Origin of the sequence: Flavobacterium sp. C3NV, assembly GCF_046825355.2 — a bacterium.
Classification (GTDB): domain Bacteria; phylum Bacteroidota; class Bacteroidia; order Flavobacteriales; family Flavobacteriaceae; genus Flavobacterium.
Genome location: NZ_JBKQBJ020000003.1, coordinates 208,031 through 229,049, shown reverse-complemented (window position 1 = coordinate 229,049; position 21,019 = coordinate 208,031). Strand labels below are relative to the sequence as shown.

Below are 21,019 nucleotides of genomic sequence, written 5' to 3'. Positions count from 1 at the left end.
ATATTTTTGTCGCAATGAAATTTACAGCAGAACAAATAGCAGGAATTTTAGAAGGAGAAGTTGTTGGGAATCCCAATGCAGAAGTTTCTCGGCTGTCTAAAATAGAAGAAGGTGAGGAGGGATCGCTTACTTTTTTGGCTAATCCAAAATATATCAACTACATATATACTACAAAAGCATCAGTAACTATAGTTAATGACAGCTTTATACCTGAACAGGATATTACCACCACTTTAATAAAAGTAGAAGATGCTTATGCCTCTTTTTCTAAGCTTTTACAATTTTATAATCAGGTAAAATTGAATAAAAACGGAATAGAAGCGCAATCTTTTATAACTGAAGGTACTAAATACGGAGAGAATTTATACCTGGGAAGCTTTAGTTATATAGGACAAAATGTGGTTTTAGGCGACAACGTAAAAATTTATCCAAACAGTTTTATTGGTGATAATGTTGTTATTGGGGATAATGTATATATTTTTGCAGGCGCCAAAATTTATTCTGAAACTATAATTGGGAACAATTGTACAATTCATTCAGGAACTATTATTGGAGCAGATGGTTTTGGTTTTGTGCCAAATGAAGAAGGCGTGTATAGCAAAGTTCCTCAAATAGGGAATGTTGTCATTGAAGATAATGTAGACATAGGAGCAAATACCACGATAGACAGAGCAACTCTTGGTTCTACAATTATTAGACAAGGAGTTAAATTAGACAATCAAATTCAGATTGCCCATAATGTAGAAATTGGTAAAAACACTGTAATTGCAGCGCAATCAGGTGTAGCCGGTTCTACAAAAATAGGCGAAAACTGTATGATTGGCGGGCAAGTAGGTATCGCAGGCCACTTAATTATAGGTAATAATGTGAGATTGCAGGCTCAGTCAGGAGTAGCAAGAAACATTAAAGATGATGAAACATTGCAGGGAACACCTTCTCTTGCGTATACTGATTTTAACAAATCGTATGTACATTTCAAAAATCTGCCTAAAATAGTTGCCGAAGTTGAAGAATTAAAAAAACAAATAATAAACCCAAAAAATGGAAATAATGGTTAAACAGAAGACCATCAAAAATGAAATTTCACTAACAGGCGTTGGATTACACACTGGAAAAGAAGTTACAATGACTTTTAAACCAGCTCCAATAAATAATGGTTTCACTTTTGTAAGAGTTGATTTGCAAGGTCAGCCCGTGATCGAAGCAGATGCTAACTATGTTGTTAATACGCAAAGAGGCACAAATTTAGAAAAACTTGGTGTAAAAATTCAAACTCCGGAACACGTTTTAGCGGCTTTAGTTGGTTGTGATCTGGATAACGTTATTATAGAATTAAATGCCTCTGAACTTCCTATTATGGATGGTTCATCAAAATATTTTGTTGAAGCGATCGAAAAAGCTGGTATCGAAGAACAAGATGCTAAACGTAATGTTTATGTAGTAAAAGAAGTAATTTCGTTTACTGATGAAACTACAGGAAGCGAGATCCTGGTTATGCCAAGCGATGATTATCAGGTAACTGCAATGGTTGATTTTGGTACTAAAGTTTTAGGTACGCAAAATGCAACTCTAAAAAGTATTGCTGATTTTAAAGAAGAAATTGCTAATTCAAGAACTTTTAGCTTCTTGCACGAATTAGAATCTCTATTAGAAAACGGATTAATAAAAGGTGGTGATTTAAATAACGCTATTGTATATGTAGATAAAGAAATATCTGAATCTACAATGGAGAATTTAAAGAAAGCCTTTGGAAAAGATAAAATCTCAGTTAAACCAAACGGAGTTTTAGACAACCTTACTTTACACTATCCAAACGAAGCTGCGAGACACAAACTGCTTGATGTTATTGGAGATTTATCTTTGATTGGTGTTAGAATTCAGGGAAAAATTATCGCTAACAAGCCAGGGCATTATGTAAATACACAATTTGCCAAAAAATTAGCGAAAATTATTAAAATTGAACAAAGAAATCATGTTCCGGTTTATGATTTAAATCTGGAACCATTGATGGATATTCATAAAATCATGGCGGTTTTGCCACACAGACCTCCGTTTTTATTAATCGATAGAATTATAGAAATGTCTGACAGTCATGTTGTGGGGATGAAAAATGTAACGATGAACGAAAATTTCTTCGTAGGACATTTTCCTGAAGCTCCGGTTATGCCAGGTGTTTTAATTGTTGAAGCAATGGCGCAAACAGGTGGAATTTTAGTATTAAGTACAGTTCCGGATCCTGAAAATTATTTGACATATTTCATGAAAATTGATAATGTTAAATTTAAGCATAAAGTATTGCCGGGTGATACCTTAATTTTCAAATGCGAATTGATTTCTCCTATCAGAAGAGGAATTTGTCATATGCAGGCAAATGCATACGCAAACGGAAAGTTGGTAACAGAGGCAGAATTAATGGCTCAAATTGCAAGAAAACAATAATAGTTTAATCAAATTTATTGTTTACGTTTGTTGCCCAAATTAGATTATTTTAATATAAAATATAAAACTCACAGATGAATCAACCATTAGCATATGTTCATCCTGGCGCGAAAATCGCTAAAAATGTTGTAATTGAGCCTTTTACAACAATTCACAATAATGTCATTATTGGTGATGGTACGTGGATTGGTTCAAATGTAACCATCATGGAAGGCGCAAGAATTGGAAAAAATTGTAATATTTTTCCAGGAGCAGTAATTTCTGCAGTGCCGCAAGATTTAAAATTTGGAGGAGAAGATTCTTTAGCTATTATAGGAGATAATTGTACTATTAGAGAGTGTGTAACAATCAATAGAGGTACAGTTGCTTCAGGGCAAACAATTTTAGGTAATAACTGTTTAGTTATGGCTTACGCTCACATTGCTCACGATTGCGAGATTGGTAATAATGCTATTATCGTAAATGGTGTTGCTTTGGCAGGTCACGTTGTAGTTGGTAATCACGCTGTAATTGGCGGTTTGGCAGCTATTCACCAATTTATTCATATTGGAGATCATGCTATGATTTCCGGTGGATCATTGGTAAGAAAAGATGTTCCTCCGTATACAAAAGCAGCAAAAGAGCCGTTATCCTATGTAGGAATCAATTCAGTTGGTTTGAGAAGAAGAGGTTTTACTACTGAGAAAATCAGAGAAATTCAGGAAATCTACAGAATTTTATACCAGAAAAATTACAATACAACACAAGCTTTAAGTATTATTGAAGCTGAAATGGAAGCCACTCCTGAGAGAGATGAAATTCTGGATTTTATCAGAAATTCTTCAAGAGGAATTATGAAAGGTTATTCAGGGAATTATTAATTTTAAAATTTTAGAGTTTAGATTTCTGATTTTAGATTTCTGGCTTTATATAAAATTAATAAAGAATATTAAAACATTATAAAATAGACATTAAGAATTAAATTTTTAGATAAGCTAAAAATCTACATTCTCAAATCTAAAATAAAAAAAATGTAGATTACTAATTCTTCAGGAATCTAAAATCTACATTCTAAAATCTAAAATAAAAAAAAATGGCATCTACATCAGATATTAGAAATGGATTGTGTATTAAATTTAATCACGATATCTATAAAATAGTCGAGTTTCTTCACGTAAAGCCTGGAAAAGGTCCAGCTTTCGTAAGAACAAAATTGAGAAGTTTAACTACAGGAAGAGTATTAGATAATACATTTTCTGCAGGACATAAAATTGATGATGTGCGTGTAGAAACGCATAATTACCAGTTTTTATATGCTGAAGGAGATGAGTTTCATTTCATGAATACAGAATCTTTTGAGCAAATTTCTTTAAACAAAAATATTCTGGATGCTCCGGGATTATTAAAAGAAGGAACAAGCGTAATGGTTCAGGTAAATACTGAAACAGATTTACCATTATCAGTAGATATGCCTTCTTCTGTAATTCTTGAAGTTACTTATGCTGAGCCAGGTGTAAAAGGAAATACAGCTACAAATGCTACAAAATCTGCTACGGTAGAAACTGGAGCAAATGTAAACGTTCCTTTGTTCATTAACGAAGGTGATAAAATTAAAATTGATACCGCTTCTGGTAATTATATGGAGCGTGTAAAAGAGTAGTTTTTATAAGTTTTCAGTTTTCAGTCGCAGTTATCAGTTCTTGATATAGATTGAAAACTGAGACTGAAAACTGAGACTAAAAACTAATATATATGAAATTTCCAAAGATTCATTCTTTACAAGAAATTGCAAATTTGCTTCAATGCGAATTTATTGGTGACCCAAACTTTCCGGTTTCAGGCATGAACGAAATACATGTTGTTGAACCAGGAGATATTGTTTTTGTCGACCATCCAAAATATTATGACAAAGCTTTACAATCGGCTGCTACTATTGTTTTAATTAATAAAAAAGTAGATTGCCCGGAAGGTAAAGCTCTTTTAATTTCTGATGATCCTTTTAGAGATTTTAATACCCTGACCAAACATTTTAGACCTTTTCAGGCAACAAGCGTATCTATTGCTCTTTCTGCAACTATTGGAGAAGGAACTGTGATTCAGCCCAATTGTTTTGTTGGAAACAATGTAACAATCGGGAAAAACTGTTTGATACATCCTAATGTCACTATTTACGACCATACAGTAATTGGGGATAATGTTATTATTCATGCCGGAACAATTTTAGGAGCGGATGCATTCTATTATAAAAAACGTCCTGATGGTTTCGATCAGTTAATTTCTGGCGGAAGAGTCGTTATCGAAGACAATGTTGGTATTGGAGCCCTTTGTACAATCGACAAAGGCGTTACAGGAGATACTACTATTGGAGAAGGAACGAAACTAGATAATCAGGTACATGTTGGGCATGATACTGTAATAGGTAAAAAGTGTTTAATTGCCTCACAAACTGGTATTGCTGGTTGTGTTATTATCGAAGATGAAGTTACTATTTGGGGACAGGTTGGTACTACAAGTGGTATCACGATAGGAGCAAAGGCTGTTATTATGGGACAAACAGGTGTTACTAAATCGGTTGAAGGAGGAAAATCTTATTTTGGTACTCCAATCGAAGAATCAAGAGAGAAGTTGAAACAATTAGCCAATATCAAAAAGATTCCTGAAATTTTAAATAAATTGAAGTAATATGTCTATTAAAGAATTTGTTCAGAAATTTTACAAGTCAGATGCCTTAATTGATACCGAAGTAATGAAAACTTATTTACATCCCGAGGTAAAATTAGATTGGCACAGTACCAAAGGATTAATCGAAATGGATTATAATTCGATGTTGGATATGGCCAATGAACTTAGTCGCGCTTACGTGCGATCAAAGGTAAGAATAAGTCACATTCTGGCTGAAGACGACTTGGTTTCGATACGATATTCTCATTTTGTGAAAACGATTGAGAACCCAAGAGAAGAGATGTTATTGGCCCATTTCTCTACAATTTGGCAAATAAAAGACGATAAATTATATCGCGGTTATCAAATGAGTCAATTTTCTTAATTTTTTTGAAGACAAAAAGGTTAAAATACGTTACAAAACCTTACTTTTGCATCACAATTTTAAAAACTACATAAAATATATATCATGAGTGTTTTAGTTAATAAAGATTCCAAAATAATTGTTCAAGGATTTACAGGAAGTGAAGGAACTTTCCACGCTTCTCAAATGATTGAGTACGGTACTAATGTTGTTGGTGGTGTTACTCCGGGTAAAGGAGGAACTAGCCATTTAGATCGTCCGGTTTTTAATACAGTAAAAGATGCTGTTGATCAAGCTGGAGCTGATACATCTATCATTTTCGTACCACCAGCTTTTGCTGCTGATGCAATTATGGAAGCTGCTGATGCTGGAATTAAAGTAATTATTGCTATTACAGAAGGAATTCCTGTAGCAGATATGATTAAAGCAAATAATTATGTTAAAGAAAGAAATTCTAGATTAATCGGACCAAACTGTCCGGGAGTAATTACTCCGGGTGAAGCTAAAGTTGGTATTATGCCAGGTTTCGTTTTCAAAAAAGGAACAGTTGGTATCGTTTCTAAATCAGGAACTTTAACTTACGAAGCTGCTGACCAGGTTGTAAAACAAGGTTTAGGAATTACTACAGCTATTGGTATTGGTGGAGATCCAATTATTGGAACTACAACTAAAGAAGCTGTTGAATTATTAATGAATGATCCTGAAACTGAAATTATCATCATGATTGGTGAAATTGGAGGTCAATTAGAAGCTGATGCTGCTAAATGGGTTAAAGCTGATGGTAACCGTAAACCAGTTGTTGGTTTTATCGCTGGAGAAACTGCTCCTGCTGGTAGAACAATGGGTCACGCAGGTGCTATTGTTGGTGGTTCTGATGATACAGCTGCTGCTAAAAAACAAATTATGAGAGACAACGGAATTCACGTTGTTGATTCACCAGCTGAAATTGGTAAAAAAGTAAAAGAAATATTAGGATAATCTCTAATATTCAAAATAAAAAATTCCAAAAAAAAGTCTCAATATTTTGTTGAGACTTTTTTACATTTTCAAAATGTTGGAATATAATTTAAAAACTTAGCAACTTAGAACCTTAGTTTCTTAGAAGCTTAAAATAAGAAATATGTACAAAGAATTAGAAAAATTTAAAGTAAGCAATAGTTTTACTTTTACTATTGAAGATAGTTTAGAACAAGCTTGTAATGCATCTGAAGGTGCAGGAGTTTTTGTTGTTTATGCTGTTGAAGGTGATGCAAAAGAATTGATCATGGTAGGTTCTACAGGAACTGTTCAGAATGACGGAACTTTAAAAAGTAAAAATGGAGGTTTATACGATAAAATCGTAAACGGACACCAATTTGCTAAAACCGGAAGAAAATATTCATGGCCGGCTCAAATGAAACTAGAGACTATCTCTGCTCTTGAAGTGGTTTGGTACGAAACTTTTAATGCAGATGTAAAAGCAATTCCAACTGCGGTTGAAGGACAGGTTTTACAAAATTTCTTAGATGAAAATGCAAAATTACCTAGATGGAATGTGGCTTTCTAAGTCGGTTTTATTCTCATTATAATTAAAGTCTTACTAATTTTTAGTAAGACTTTTTTTTTGCTTAATTACTACTTGGTTTTTATAATTAGTTTTAAAATCATCGAATGCCTAATTGAAGTTCGGGCTCTTTATATACTTTACATCGGGTTTTAGGGTTTAAAATCTTTGGTTTTATTTTTCTTATTAGATGATCTCATATTTTAATTGATCCCAATTTTCAATCTGACAGAAAATTTATTGTCAATGAAGTTTTTTTGTAAAGGTGTATAATTTACATTTTTATAAATGTTAAAAATATGATAAAAAAACATGGTGGTTTAATCTTACAATAAATATCTATTTTAAATTATTGTATTTTTTTTAATTCACGCTAATACCTCATTAAATCAGTTGATATAGGCTTTTTTCTATGTTACGGATCAGTTTCTTCTATGTAAAAAAATTGGTTTTGTATTTTTGCTTTTATATATTTATCGCACAGAACTAGAGAATAATGTTAAAAAACCGTATTCTTTATGTTAAAACTAAGTGCTTATTTTCAAGAATTCTACCCCAAATTAATATGAAGACAAAAAATTTACAGTTCAAAACTTTTGACGACATTACGCTTTGGAATAACTTGAAAGACGGAGATGAAAAATCATTCTCAACCTTATTTGAGAAATACTACGCAGACCTGGTTAATTACGGAAACTCACTTTCTCCTTATGCTGAAAAAGTGCAGGATTGTGTTCAGGATGTTTTTACTGATATTTGGGTCTATCGCAACGGGCTTCAAAGTTCTGTTGTGGTAAAAGCTTATTTATTATCAAGTGTACGTAAGAGAATAGCGCGTTTGTACGAGCGTGATCATATTTTTCGTAAATCTACGAGTACAGATGCTATAGCATTTTTATTGGAATTCTCTGTAGAACACGACCTTATGGATGATGATTATGCAACCAAAGAAAAGGTTGTTTATCTTAATAAATTACTAAATGATTTGCCGGCACGACAAAAAGAAGCGTTGTATTTGCGTTATCATCAAGGCTTAACAGTCGAGCAAATTGCAGACATGTTAGATGTTAATTATCAATCGGCAAGTAACTTGTTACATCGCGGTTTACTTACCTTGCGCAAAGAATGGAAGGGTAGTATTTCATTAATCGTTGTACTATCTTCAATGGCTTGTTAATTTTATTTTAAAAAAATGTAAAAAAAATCACAATTTGGTGAGTATATAATAAAAGAACTGTCCTCTATGTTTTTGTAACCTCATTTTTAGATGCAAAAACGTAATAAATATACCGAAATTGAAGATTTTTTATCTGACGAATCATTCCAGTCATGGATTTTAAATAAAATTGACGAAGATGGTTGGGAAGAGTGGACTTTAGAAAGCCGCCAACGTGCTAAGTTGGTAGAAGATGCAAGATTGTTATTATTGGCGATGAAAGTGCCGGAAACTAACTTATCGGCATCTGATCTTCATAATGCTTTACAAACCACATGGATTAAAATTGAAGAGAAAGAAACTCAAAACGACTTAATCCAGGACTCAAAAGTAAAATTTCTTAGAAAAAAAATCTTTAGCTCTGTTGCAGCTGCTGTAGTGATCGGACTGATATCAATTTGGTTTTATCAAAATCAATTGAGCCCGCAAAGTAAAGTAGTTACCTACAAAGAACTTATCGACGAAAATAGCGAAGGATTGGTGGAGCAAACCAATAATTCAAACAAACCACAAATCATCACATTATCTGATGGTAGTTCGGTTTTATTACAACCCAATAGTAAATTAAGTTATCCTAAAATCTTTACCGGGAACGAAAGAAAGGTGTATCTATCTGGCGAAGGTTTCTTTGAAATTAGTAAAAATCCTAAAAAGCCTTTTTTTGTTTATGCAAACGAAATTGTTACAAAGGTAGTCGGAACCAGTTTTAGAGTAAAAGCTTATTCTGATCAGCCTGATGTAGAAGTTCTTGTGCGCACCGGTAAAGTTAGGGTAAAATCGAATGATTTAGTTTCTAAATCAAATCAGGAAGAAGTGATCTTGCTTCCTAATCAGGCGCTTCGTTTTTTACGCAGCGATTTAAGTTTCAATAAAATTACGAATATCACTCAGGATGAAACACTAACTCGTAGTGTTGGTAATATCGAGCAATTGAGCTTTGAATTTACTGATATTCCTGTAGCCCAGATTTTTGAAACAATAGAACAAGCCTATCTGGTAGATATAGATTATCCTAAAGATAAATTGAAAGAATGTCATTTAACGACTTCACTCAGTGATCAGCCCTTAACAGAAAAACTAAAAATTGTCTGTAATAGCATAGGCAATAATACTAGTTTTGAAATGAATGGCAATCAGATCATTATAACATCTCAGGGATGTAATTAGTTCTCTCTGTAACTGTAATTACATAGTCGAATTAAATTTAAATAAATCCAAAAAAAAACTAAACCAAGCTAAAACCAATAATAATAAATGCCTATGTAAAAGATGATTTATGCAGAAAAAAAGTGCCGAAATGCTGTAACATTATCGACACTTAAATTAGTTGAATTTCTCTCTGTAAAGAGTTATTCATTACGTTTCAAAATACACTCGAATAAGTATTAATCAAAACAATCCAAAATTATGAAAAAACCAGTTGTTAAACAACGATTACTCCATCGAATCATGAAAATAACACTATTTCAGTTTGTGTTGGCGCTTGTATTTTCAAGTGTTGCCATGGCAAATAATGTAAATGGGCAAAAAAAACTAGATACTAAGGTTACCATCAATGTTGCGAATCTAACATTAGATAACGCCTTGACTAAGCTGGAAAAATCTGCTCACGTAAAATTTTCTTATAACTCAAGATTGCCTCAGCTTACCCAAAAGGTAAGTATAGATGCCGATCAGGAAATGCTGTCAAGCATTCTTAACCGAATTTTAATACCCTTTAATATAACTTATACGGAAGTAAGTAATCAAATTGTTTTGCAAAAAAATGCAGCAACAGATTCCTTTGCAGGATTAGATGCTGGTAATTCTTTGTTTGAGATATTGACTGCAGGTCCAATCATCAAGGGTGTAGTTACCGATGCAAGTGGTAGTCCACTTCCAGGAGCTACAGTGTTGGTAAAAGGAACAAAAATTGCGGTTCTTACTGATTTTGATGGTAGATTTACTATCGAAGTACCATCAAATAATGACAAACTTGTGATTTCTTATGTTGGAATGGAGTCCAAAGAAATTGGGATAGGAAACACTAATCCAACAATTGTTTTAAGTGAAGAAGGACAAAACTTAAAAGAAGTTGTAGTTACAACAGGTTACGAGAAAACTTCTAAAAGAACCTTTACAGGTGCGATCAGTAAAATTTCAGGTGCTGAATTAAAAGTTGATGGTGTTGTAGATGTAAGCAGAATGATCGAGGGTAAAGCTGCCGGGGTTACTGTACAAAACGTAACAGGATCTTTTGGTGCCACTCCTAAAATTACCGTGCGTGGATCTTCTTCTATTTTTGGAGATACTAAACCATTATGGGTTATTGATGGTATTGTTCAGGAAGATATCATTAACGTTTCATTTGCAGATTTAGCTTCAGGAAATTCAGCTACATTATTAAGTTCTGCTGTTGCAGGATTAAATGCTAATGATATTCAAAGTATTGAAATTCTTAAAGATGCATCGGCTACTTCTATTTACGGTTCAAGATCGTTAAATGGGGTTGTAGTTGTTACAACTAAACAAGGACGTAGAGATTCTCCTTTAAAAATCAATTATTCTGTAGAAAATACAGTAAGAACAGTTCCAAGCTATACTCAATACGATATTTTAGATTCTCAGGAATCTATGAGTGTTTTTCAGGAAATGAGATCAAAAGGTTACTTAGATCAAAGCTCATCATTAACAGCCAGATTTAGCGGTGTTTATGGTATTTTGGCAAAACAAGTAAATCTTTACCAAGAGTCAAATGGTTTATACGGTGTTAAAAATGAGCAGCCTTATGTTAATGAATTTTTGAAAAAATACGAGTTAGGAAATACTGACTGGTTCAAAGTTTTATTTAGACCATCTATCACTCAAAATCACTCATTAAGTTTTTCTGGTGGTGGAAAAAACAATACATTCTATGCTTCTTTAGGTTATTATACAGATCCGGGATGGACTTTGGCTGATAATGTAAAACAACTATCATCAAATATTAAAGGTACATTCTTTATCAATGACAGATTAACAGTTACTTTATCTACTTTAGGATCTATTCGTGATCAGGAAGCTCCTGGTACTTATGAAAGTAAAAATGATGTTGTATTTGGTAAAATTACCAGAGATTTTGATATCAACCCATTCAATTATGTATTAAGTACAAGCAGAACGCTTAGACCTTATGACGAAAAAGGTAATTTAGAATATTACCAAAATAACTGGGCTCCAATGAACATTCTGAACGAATTGAAGAATAATACACTTGGAATTAAAGTACAGGATATTCGTTTTCAGGGTGATGTAGATTACAAAATCAACAAGAACTTAACTTATAATTTTACAGGTTCTGCACGTTATGCTAATACATCAAGAGAGCACAAAATTTATGAAGATTCAAATGTTGTAGGTGCTTACAATGCAGGGGTAGGTGAAAATTTAAATACTCAAATTCAAAAAGATAACGTTTTCTTATATCAAAATCCAAATGATTTAACCGCTCCAAAAATTTCTGTATTGCCAAATGGTGGTTTCTTAAGAAAATACACTAATGATATGACTTCATACAATATTAGAAATAGTATTACTTACAGAAATACATTTGATGTAAAACATGAAGTTGAAGGATTTTTTGGTACAGAGTTTAGATCTGTAGACAGAAATAATGACAACTTTACTGCAGCAGGTATTCAATATGCAAAAGGACTTAGTTCTTTTACTGATCCTAAATTAATTGAAAAATTAATAAATGAAGGAAACTCTTACTATGATTTTGGAGCAGAAAGAGAGCGTACAGTTGGTTTCTTTGGTAAGGTAGGATATACCTACGATCGTCGTTACACGGCTTCTTTTACAGGTCGTTATGATGGATCTAACAGACAAGGTGATAGCGGTTCTTCAAGATGGCTTCCTACTTACACAGTGAGTGGTAAATGGAATATCAAAGAAGAAAGTTTTATGAAAGATGTAGAGCCTGTTAATACTTTGGCGCTTAGAGCTTCTTATGGTCTTACAGCAACAGCAGGACCAGCTACAAATTCATTGGCTATTTACAAAAGTTATATCACAGACCGTTTTAATACTGGTGACAGAGAAAACGCAATACGTATCGAAGATTTGCAAAACAAAGATTTGACATGGGAAAAACAATATGAAACAAATATTGGTTTAGACTTAGGAATGTTTAGAAACAGAGTACAACTTACTACAGATGTTTACCGTCGTAAAGCATTTGACTTGATCGATTATGTAATTACTTCAGGAGTAGGAGGACAAGAAATTAAACAAGGAAATAATGCAGATATGGAGACTAAAGGTCTTGAGATTGGTATTACTACTCAAAACATTGCTTCTCATGATTTTAAATGGTCTACTACGTTGAACTTTTCTATCTATGATCAAAAAGTTACAAAGTTAGCTAACAAACCATCTGTTTTTGATTTAATTGCTACAAATGGTGGTAACACAGTGGGACGTCCTAGAAATTCATTGTACTCTTACCAATTTACAGGATTAAACAATGAAGGATTACCAACTTTTAAATTACAAGATGGTGCTACAAGTAATATTGTTGATGCTAATTTTCAAGATACTAATGATGTTACAAAGTACTTGAAATATGAAGGATCTGTAGAACCTAACAAATCAGTTGGTCTTGCTAATACACTTACATACAAAAACCTGACTTTATATGTGTTTATTGTAGGATCTGGAGGAAATAAAGTAAGATTAAACCCGGTTTATAGTAATACTTATACTGACCAAACTGTTTTTACAAAAGATTTTGCAAACAGATGGATCAATCCTGGTGACGAAAACAATACAAATGTTCCGGTTATTGCAGATAGATTAATGAATAGAAATTATGGTGCGAGCGATTTACAAATTGCATATAATACTTATAACTTTTCTGATGTTAGAATTGCAAGCGGTGATTTTGTAAGATTAAAAAACATTTCTCTTGCATGGGAATTTCCAAATGATTTCAAGAGAAAATTAGGATTAGCTACTTTTAATTTAAAAGGATCAGCAGTTAACCCATGGTTGATTTACTCTGATAAGAGATTAAACGGACAGGATCCTGAATTCCGTAACACTGGAGGGGTAGCTTTCCCTATTACGGCACAATATACATTTGCAATAAATCTTTCATTTTAACAATAAAAATTGATTATGAAAAATATAAAAATAACACTGTCATTATTATTACTGATTGGCTTAAGCAGCTGCGATGAGTTTCTTTCAGAAATACCAGATAACAGAACACAAATAGATACGCCTGAAAAAATATCAGAATTACTAGTTACAGCTTATCCAAACAAATCTTATTTCGCAATTGGCGAGGTAATGTCAGATAATGTTTTTGATACTGAGTCAACGGCTGTCAGCAGTGTCGTTAATGAGGAAAGCTTTAACTGGGAAATGCACAGCCAGATTGGAACTGATAGTGAAAGTCAATTCTGGACAGCATCATACGAAGCAATTGCTGCAGCAAACCAAGCTTTAGAAGCTATTGAAAAGTTAGGAAACCCAGCTAGTCTGAATCCACAAAAAGGAGAAGCATTAATAGCAAGAGCCTACAATCATTTTATGCTGGTTCAATTATGGGGAAACCGTTACAATCCTGCAACATCAGGTACAGATTTGGGTGTTCCTTATGTAACAAAACCAGAAACGGAATTATTAGCAAAATACAAGCGTAATACGGTAAAAGAAGTATTTGATTTTATTGAGCAGGATATTAATGAAGGGTTGAAATATATTACAAATGAATATAAAGAACCTAAATTTCATTTTAACATTGATGCATCTAAAGCTTTTGCAGCCCGTTTTTACTTAATAAAAGGAGATTGGGATAAAGTACTTGAATTTACTGAGGGAATTGGTTCTAAACCAACAAAAATTAGAAACTGGACTGCTTTTAATGCAGTAGCTTTTGCTACAATGCCTATTGAATATTCGAGAGCAGAACAAGAAACTAATTTATTGATCAATTATCCAAATTCAATTGCTAACAGAGTTGCGACTTACAGATTTAGTCTTCCGGGAAATAAATCAGATGAGTTATTAGGAACACAGACAAATATGTGGGGTAAAGCCAATTTAATTAGAGCTAATGGTCAATATTTTGGAGGTACAAATGTTTTTACACCTAAGCTTTATGAGTATTTTAAATTTACAAACTTAACATCTGCTACAGGGATACCTTATACAGCCTCAGTACTATTTAGTAATGACGAATTGTATCTGAACCGTATCGAAGCATTAGTAATGAAAAACAGATTTGCAGAAGTTAATACAGAGTTAGGATTCTTTTTAGGTACCAGAACGACCGGATACAATCCTGCAACAGATATATTGAACGAAACAGTAGTAGCGGCAAAATATCCTGTAATTGATAATGAGTTTACTCCGTTTTATACATTAACTCCTCTTCAGGCTTCTTATATCAAAGCAATCGCTGAAGCAAGAAGAAAAGATTTTCTTCGTGAAGGCCTTAGATGGTTTGATGTTAAGCGTTTTAATCTTGTTGTAACCCATAATACGCTTCAATTTGGTAAAATAACAAGAAGCAATATTTTGGCAAAAGACGATAAAAGGAGAGCATTACAAATTCCGCTTAGAGCTTCAGATAACGGTATTGAAAAAAATCCTAGATAAATTTTTAATTAGAAAGTATTATGAAAATATTCAAAACATATAAAACAGTTGTAATTGCCGGAGTTTTACTCCTTGCATCTTGCGCTCAGGAGGATCAGCCAAAAGAAAGCCAATTAGATTTTTCAGTACCGGTAAAAACAGATTTAGACAAATGGATTGGTACTAATTTCTTAGATCCTTATAATATTGCTGTATATTATGAGTGGAACCAAAATTTGGTTGACAATAACAAGTATTTATTTCCACCTTTAGTATCAAAAGTACAGCCGGCAATGGAAGTGGTTAAGAAAATCTGGATCGATAGTTATAGTACTATTGGAGGTGCAAATTTTGTTAAGAAAATTGCTCCAAGAGAATTTGTACTTGTTGGAGGTGTAAACTTAAATACAAATGGTACCGTTACATTGGGACTTGCAGAAGCAGGGCAGAGAGTTTCTCTTTTTCAAATTGACAACCTGAACAAAAAAAGCAGAGCTAGTGTAACACAGTTTATTCATACTATTCAGCACGAATATGTACATATTTTAAACCAGACTAAACCTTTTGATGAGCAGGCTTGGTCAAAACTTACACCATCAGGATATACTTCAACTTGGTATAATGAGGCAACTGCTACTTCAAGATCATTAGGGTTTATAACAAGTTACGCGAGATTAAATATTTATGAAGATTTTGCAGAAACTGCAGCTACAATTTTAACAAGTTCAAAAGCAGAATATGATGCAATATTAGCAGGTGTTACAGATGCAACTGCCAAAGCTAACATTAAAGCAAAAGAGGCAATTGTTGTTAAATATTATAAAGACGCATATAACGTAGATTTCTATGCTTTAAGAGATGAAGCTCAGAAAAATACAGATGCGGTAATAAATAATTAGAGATATTAAATTTTTATAAAAATCAATATTATGAAAGCAAAATATATATATAAGTGCTTAATGATTTCTTTTGCAGCCTTGCTATTGGGGTCATGTTCAAGCCCGGAGGTAGACGCAAAATTTGATCAAAATGCTACTGAGAGATTAAGCGGCCGTCAGAAAGAATTAAATGATTTGCTGCTTTCTTCAGCAGAAGGATGGAAAGCTGTCTATTATACAGATAGTACACAATTAGGAGGATGGACACATTTATTTAAATTCCTTCCAGAAGGAAAAGTTGATATGGCATCAGATTTTGATAGTGATACAAAAACATATACAAGTCAGTATGATATTCAGGTAGGAAGTACTGTAAGTTTGGTTTTTACAACAGAAAACAGAATTCACCTTTTGTCTAATGCAGCTGATTATCCTACTGCGGGACTTCTTGCAAAAGGTTATTTAGGTGACTTTCAGTTTTATTACTATGGGCAAAAAAATGGGGATATTATTTTTAGAACCAATAGAAACGGACATTTTCTGCGTTTTGTAAAGGCTACGCCGCAAGACTGGACAGATTTACCAAAAAACACACCAATTATCGAGAACATTACGGGTGATATGTTTAGTCCGTTGTTTAGATTATTAGACATCAATGACGGAACAACAACTAAAAGCTATGATTTCGATTATAATACTGATGCTCGTTTTGGTACCGGGTATTCTATAGATCCTGCTGTTAATACGAGTTATGATTTAGCTTTTTCATTTAATCCTACAGGTGTCTATTCAAAGATTCCATTAGATGTTAAAGGTCAAAAACTTACAGATTTCCTTTATAATAGTACAGATAATAGTTTTGTGGCAACAGGAAAAGATGGAGTTAAAGCCACTATTAAGTATACAAATGCACCACCAATAGTAACTGACGATTATAAGATTTTATTAAATGGAAAAGGAAATCCTCAAATGGTTTTGGGTTATATCGCAGCTAATTTATATGGAGCTCCAACTACTTCAGATTATTTTAGATTCTTAATTAATAAAGTAAATGCTACTTTACCTGCAGCTCAGTCTATTGCCAGAGTGCAATTAGTTTTTAATAACGCGTCTAATCAGACTTTTATCCAATATCAATTTAATGGAGGTAAAGCTGCTATAAGTCATTTAGTGACAACTGTTGAAGATGCTGCAAATAAAACTATCATCTTAAAAGATGCAGGTTGGACAGTAGCACCTGCAGCATACGCTTTCTTAAAAGATATAGACAATGAATTAACAAATCCAAAAGGGTTGTATATTAAAAAAGAAAATTTTAAAATTACCTACACTAACGTTATTTATACTTTTACAAGTGCTGCAAGTAGTTTTAGAATGACATCTTATCAATTGTAATAATTAATATTTGAAAGCAGCTCAATTTTTTTGAGCTGTTTTTTAAATTCATTTTAAATATAAAATAATCATTCGATTTAGTACTAATTAAAAAAGTTAACAATATGATCAAAAAGTATATTACACTACCAAGTTTTGTTACCCTTTTTTGTATAATAATTCTTTGGACTATATCATTAACATTTCCTGAATACAGTAGGTATTTTTTATACCTCTCTATTTTAGTATTAATTCCTTTCATTATTAGTGATTTAATAAAAAAAAGAAAAGAAGATAAAAATGATGGTACAGAGAATTTTAAATTTTCAGTTTACAACATATTAATTTCGGTAGCAATACTGGGGATTTTATTTTTTGTTATTAGCAAAAATTAAGTCTTATTTTAGTTTTTTATTTAGAAAATCGGCAACTCATTTTTTTGAGTTGCTTTTTTATTTAATAAAGATAAAATCTTATAAAAATGAATTTTAATTGATGTTTTTTCGTATATTTATCTTGAAAATCAAGTAGTTGTATTTGATTTTTTGTCTGAAACTCAACAGGCAAAAAAGGATTGAGTATACAAAAACATCAAACAATTTAAACACTATGTTAAAAACAATTTTAAATTTTAAAGGAGTTGAAGTACTTAGTATTAATGAACAAAAAAATGTAATGGGTGGGGCCGGCACTGTCATTTGTATGATTCCCTGGACACCGCTTCCTTATTATGGGCCATGCATTATGGAGCCACAAATAAAACCAGTTGAACCAATATGCAAACCAACAATTGATGGCATAGAGTGCTTTTAATAAAATTATTTCTTTTAAAACCGTTTCATAATTCCTGAAACGGTTTTTTTTATCTCTTTAATTTTTTAAAGTAAGATCCATATTCATAAAATATACTATTGTTATTTTTTTAAAAAGGGAATTATCATATATTTGACAAGTCATTCATAGCCCTGATAGAAATGGAAAACCTTTTGTTTTTTCTTTAAAGCAAAAGATTGAAATGTCCCGAGGCTTCGGGAGCAGGATTAGCTACAAATAAAAATTAAAATTAATTTTGAATATGAAATTACTAGAAGGAAAAGTTGCCATTATTACAGGTGCTAGCCGTGGAATTGGAAAAGGAATTGCAGAAGTTTTTGCTAAACATGGCGCAAATGTTGCGTTTACATACAGTTCGTCTGTAGAGTCTGCACAGGCTTTAGAAGCTGAACTAAATGGTTTAGGAATTAAAGCAAAAGGATACCAGTCGAATGCAGCCGATTTTAATGAAGCGCAAACTTTTGTTGATGCTGTTTTAGCTGATTTTGGAACAGTAGATATCTTAATAAACAACGCCGGAATTACAAAAGATAATTTGTTGATGCGTATGTCTGAAGCTGATTTTGATCAGGTTATAGATGTAAACCTGAAGTCAGTATTTAATATGACAAAAGCAATTCAGAAAACTTTTCTAAAACAACGTGCTGGTTCTATAATCAATATTAGTTCTGTAGTTGGAGTTTCAGGAAATGCCGGACAAACAAATTACGCAGCTTCTAAAGCAGGTGCAATTGGTTTTACAAAATCTGTAGCATTAGAGTTAGGTTCTCGTAATATTCGTTGCAATGCAATCGCTCCGGGGTTTATTGAAACCGAAATGACAGCAAAATTAAGCGAAGATGTAGTAAAAGGATGGAGAGAAGGAATTCCGTTAAAACGTGGCGGAACTGCTGAAGACGTTGCAAATGCTTGTCTTTTCCTTGCTTCTGACATGAGTGCTTACGTTACCGGACAAGTACTTAATGTTTGCGGAGGAATGTTAACCTAAGAATAAATCTCAGTTTAAGTTTTCAGTAGCACTGATTACTGAAAACTGTCACTGAAAACTATAAAATATGACTACAAACACGATTCTATTATTATTACTTTCTTTAGTAATAGCTGGTGGTTTGTCGTATTTTCAATATTTTTTTAAAGCCAAAAACAAATCCCGTGTGGTTGTGTTTTTGGCTTTTTTACGTTTTTTGGCCATTTTTGGGTTATTGGTTTTATTGATAAATCCTATAATGACAAAGAATTCCCTGGAAATTACTAAAACCCCTTTAGCAATTGCTGTAGATAATTCGAGTTCGATTGCAGTTTTAAAATCGGATAAAAAAGCCGAAGAACTTTATCAAAAAATAATTTCGAATCCTGCCCTTAAAGAAAAGTTCGAAATTCAGTCCTATCAGTTTGATGCTGATTTTAAACCTTCCGACAAATTTGATTTCAAAGGCAAGCAAACCAATATTGATGAAGTTGCAAAGAATCTTAAGAGCATTAATAAAAATCTGATCTTCCCAACGGTTATTATTACCGACGGAAATCAAACTACAGGAAACGATTATGTATATCGTTTTGATCCTGTTAATAAAGTTTATCCTTTGGTTGTGGGAGATACAACTACGTTTCTTGATCTTAAAATCAATCAGCTTAACGTAAACAAATACGCTTTTCATAAAAATAAATTTCCTGTAGAAGTTTTTCTTCAATATTCAGGAGATAAAAATGCAAATGCCGATTTTACAATTTCGCAGGGAAATACTGTTGTAGCCAAAGAGAAAGTTTCTTTTTCGGCATCAAAAAAAACAGCGACTTTAAACTTGCTCTTACCTGCTGATAAAGTAGGATTGCAAATTTTTAAAGCAAGTATTTCATCAGGTTCAAAAGAAAAAAACAGTTACAACAATACCAAGAATTTTGCTGTTGAAGTTATCGATCAAAAGTCGGCTATTGCGATAGTTTCGGCTATAAATCACCCCGATATTGCGGCATTAAAACGATCGATAGAAGTTAATGCACAACGTAAAGTGATATTGGTTAAACCAAATGATATTAATCAGTTACAAGAAGTTTCGGTTTTAGTTTTATATCAGCCAACATCGGCTTTTAAAGCTATTTTTGATAATAACAAATTAGCCGGAACAAATACCTTTATCATTACCGGAAACAACACCGATTTTAATTTTCTAAACCAACAACAAAATAGTCTGGTGTTTAAAATGAGCGGACAAAGAGAAGATTATTTATCAGAGTTTCAATCGCAGTTTAATCTTTTTGCAATAGAAAATATTGGTTTTGAAAATTTTCCTCCGCTGCAAAATTTATTCGGAACTATTACAACAAACGGAAATGTATCTGTTTTACTTTCATCCAAAATAAGAAACGTTGCTACAAATGCGCCTTTATTGGCTTTCGCCGAAAACCAAGGCAAGAGAACTGCTTTTCTTTTAGGAGAAAATAGCTGGAAATGGCGTTTGCAAAGTCATATCGACAATCAGTCGTTTGAGAAATATGATGTTTTTATAGACAAAATCATTCAGTATCTTGCTTCGACAACCTCAAGAAAATCACTAGTAGTAACGCACGAAAGCTTTTATAATTCAGGAGAAGCAATTGTAATTAATGCACAATACTTCAATAAAAATTATGAGTTCGACGAAAAAGCCAGACTCACCATTACCGTTACAAATGCCGAAACGAAGCAAGCAAAAAACTACGATTTACTAAAGGGAAACAATTCTTTCTCAGCAAATCTGGACGGTTTAGCTGCCGGAAAATACAATTTCACTGTAAAGGAGTTAAATTCAAACACTATATATTCAAGTCATTTTGAAATTCTGGATTTTGATATCGAAAAGCAATTTGTAAATCCTGATGTTACAAAACTGAAGCAGTTAGCCCTGCAAACCAACGGAAAAGCTTTCTTCGAAGATCAGGCCGATGATTTGATTCAGCAGCTTTTAGAAAATAAAGAATACAAATCGATTGAGAAAAATGTCTCTACTAAAACACCATTAATTGATTGGGTTTGGTTGCTGATTTTGATTGCTATTGTATTGACAGCGGAATGGTTTGTTAGAAAATACAATGGATTGTTGTAATCGAAATATATTCTAATTCCTTCTAGCTTTTTGTAATCTTGT

The 21,019-nt window shown here is 32.8% G+C and carries 17 protein-coding genes; all 17 read left to right on the top strand.

From position 1 onward, the window contains the following. Positions 1–14 precede the first annotated feature (14 nt). Positions 15–1,058 carry a UDP-3-O-(3-hydroxymyristoyl)glucosamine N-acyltransferase gene (gene lpxD / locus ACIDC4_RS06160; protein ID WP_412042208.1) on the top strand — a complete coding sequence of 348 codons (1,044 nt, stop codon included), beginning with the start codon at positions 15–17 and terminating at the stop codon, positions 1,056–1,058. Beyond that, entirely contained in the window at positions 1,051–2,439 is a 1,389-nt protein-coding gene (locus ACIDC4_RS06155; RefSeq protein WP_412042207.1) for a bifunctional UDP-3-O-[3-hydroxymyristoyl] N-acetylglucosamine deacetylase/3-hydroxyacyl-ACP dehydratase, read from the top strand. Before lpxD ends, ACIDC4_RS06155 begins: the two co-directional genes overlap by 8 nt. Positions 2,440–2,513: 74 nt before the next feature. After that, on the top strand, positions 2,514–3,299 hold the full coding sequence (lpxA, locus tag ACIDC4_RS06150; protein ID WP_065450097.1) for an acyl-ACP--UDP-N-acetylglucosamine O-acyltransferase: 786 nt from the start codon (positions 2,514–2,516) through the stop codon (positions 3,297–3,299). A gap of 212 nt (positions 3,300–3,511) precedes the next feature. Continuing rightward, complete coding sequence (efp, locus tag ACIDC4_RS06145; RefSeq protein WP_035680954.1) at positions 3,512–4,078, top strand: elongation factor P; 567 nt, start codon at positions 3,512–3,514, stop codon at positions 4,076–4,078. 92 nt (positions 4,079–4,170) lie between these two features. Then, positions 4,171–5,100 (top strand): UDP-3-O-(3-hydroxymyristoyl)glucosamine N-acyltransferase, encoded by a 930-nt coding sequence (locus ACIDC4_RS06140; protein ID WP_412042206.1) that lies wholly within the window; start codon positions 4,171–4,173, stop codon positions 5,098–5,100. A 1-nt stretch (position 5,101) separates the two neighbouring features. Further along, complete coding sequence (locus ACIDC4_RS06135) at positions 5,102–5,464, top strand: nuclear transport factor 2 family protein (protein WP_412042205.1); 363 nt, start codon at positions 5,102–5,104, stop codon at positions 5,462–5,464. Between the two features lie 84 nt (positions 5,465–5,548). Next, positions 5,549–6,421: a succinate--CoA ligase subunit alpha gene (sucD, locus tag ACIDC4_RS06130; protein ID WP_065450100.1), complete on the top strand. Its 873-nt coding sequence runs from the start codon at positions 5,549–5,551 to the stop codon at positions 6,419–6,421. A 142-nt stretch (positions 6,422–6,563) separates the two neighbouring features. Next, positions 6,564–6,989 carry a hypothetical protein gene (locus ACIDC4_RS06125; protein WP_412042204.1) on the top strand — a complete coding sequence of 142 codons (426 nt, stop codon included), beginning with the start codon at positions 6,564–6,566 and terminating at the stop codon, positions 6,987–6,989. Positions 6,990–7,551: 562 nt separating this feature from the next. Further along, positions 7,552–8,163, top strand: a complete 612-nt coding sequence (locus tag ACIDC4_RS06120; RefSeq protein WP_412042203.1) for an RNA polymerase sigma factor — start codon at positions 7,552–7,554, stop codon at positions 8,161–8,163. Positions 8,164–8,253: 90 nt separating this feature from the next. Then, a complete protein-coding gene (locus ACIDC4_RS06115) occupies positions 8,254–9,369 on the top strand; it encodes a FecR family protein (protein WP_412042202.1) in 1,116 nt (371 codons plus the stop codon). Positions 9,370–9,609: 240 nt separating this feature from the next. Then, positions 9,610–13,326 (top strand): SusC/RagA family TonB-linked outer membrane protein, encoded by a 3,717-nt coding sequence (locus ACIDC4_RS06110; protein ID WP_412042201.1) that lies wholly within the window; start codon positions 9,610–9,612, stop codon positions 13,324–13,326. Between the two features lie 15 nt (positions 13,327–13,341). Then, positions 13,342–14,829, top strand: coding sequence for a RagB/SusD family nutrient uptake outer membrane protein (locus tag ACIDC4_RS06105; protein ID WP_412042200.1), 1,488 nt, complete (start codon positions 13,342–13,344; stop codon positions 14,827–14,829). Positions 14,830–14,849: 20 nt separating this feature from the next. After that, complete coding sequence (locus tag ACIDC4_RS06100; RefSeq protein WP_412042199.1) at positions 14,850–15,707, top strand: zinc-binding metallopeptidase; 858 nt, start codon at positions 14,850–14,852, stop codon at positions 15,705–15,707. A 30-nt stretch (positions 15,708–15,737) separates the two neighbouring features. Then, positions 15,738–17,081: a DUF4302 domain-containing protein gene (locus ACIDC4_RS06095; RefSeq protein ID WP_412042198.1), complete on the top strand. Its 1,344-nt coding sequence runs from the start codon at positions 15,738–15,740 to the stop codon at positions 17,079–17,081. 588 nt (positions 17,082–17,669) lie between these two features. Then, entirely contained in the window at positions 17,670–17,873 is a 204-nt protein-coding gene (locus ACIDC4_RS06090) for a hypothetical protein (protein WP_412042197.1), read from the top strand. Positions 17,874–18,135: 262 nt separating this feature from the next. After that, the gene (gene fabG / locus ACIDC4_RS06085; protein ID WP_412042196.1) at positions 18,136–18,882 is read left to right on the top strand and encodes a 3-oxoacyl-[acyl-carrier-protein] reductase; all 747 of its coding nucleotides are present in this window, start codon (positions 18,136–18,138) and stop codon (positions 18,880–18,882) included. 67 nt (positions 18,883–18,949) lie between these two features. After that, the gene (locus ACIDC4_RS06080; RefSeq protein WP_412042195.1) at positions 18,950–20,977 is read left to right on the top strand and encodes a hypothetical protein; all 2,028 of its coding nucleotides are present in this window, start codon (positions 18,950–18,952) and stop codon (positions 20,975–20,977) included. Positions 20,978–21,019 lie beyond the last annotated feature (42 nt).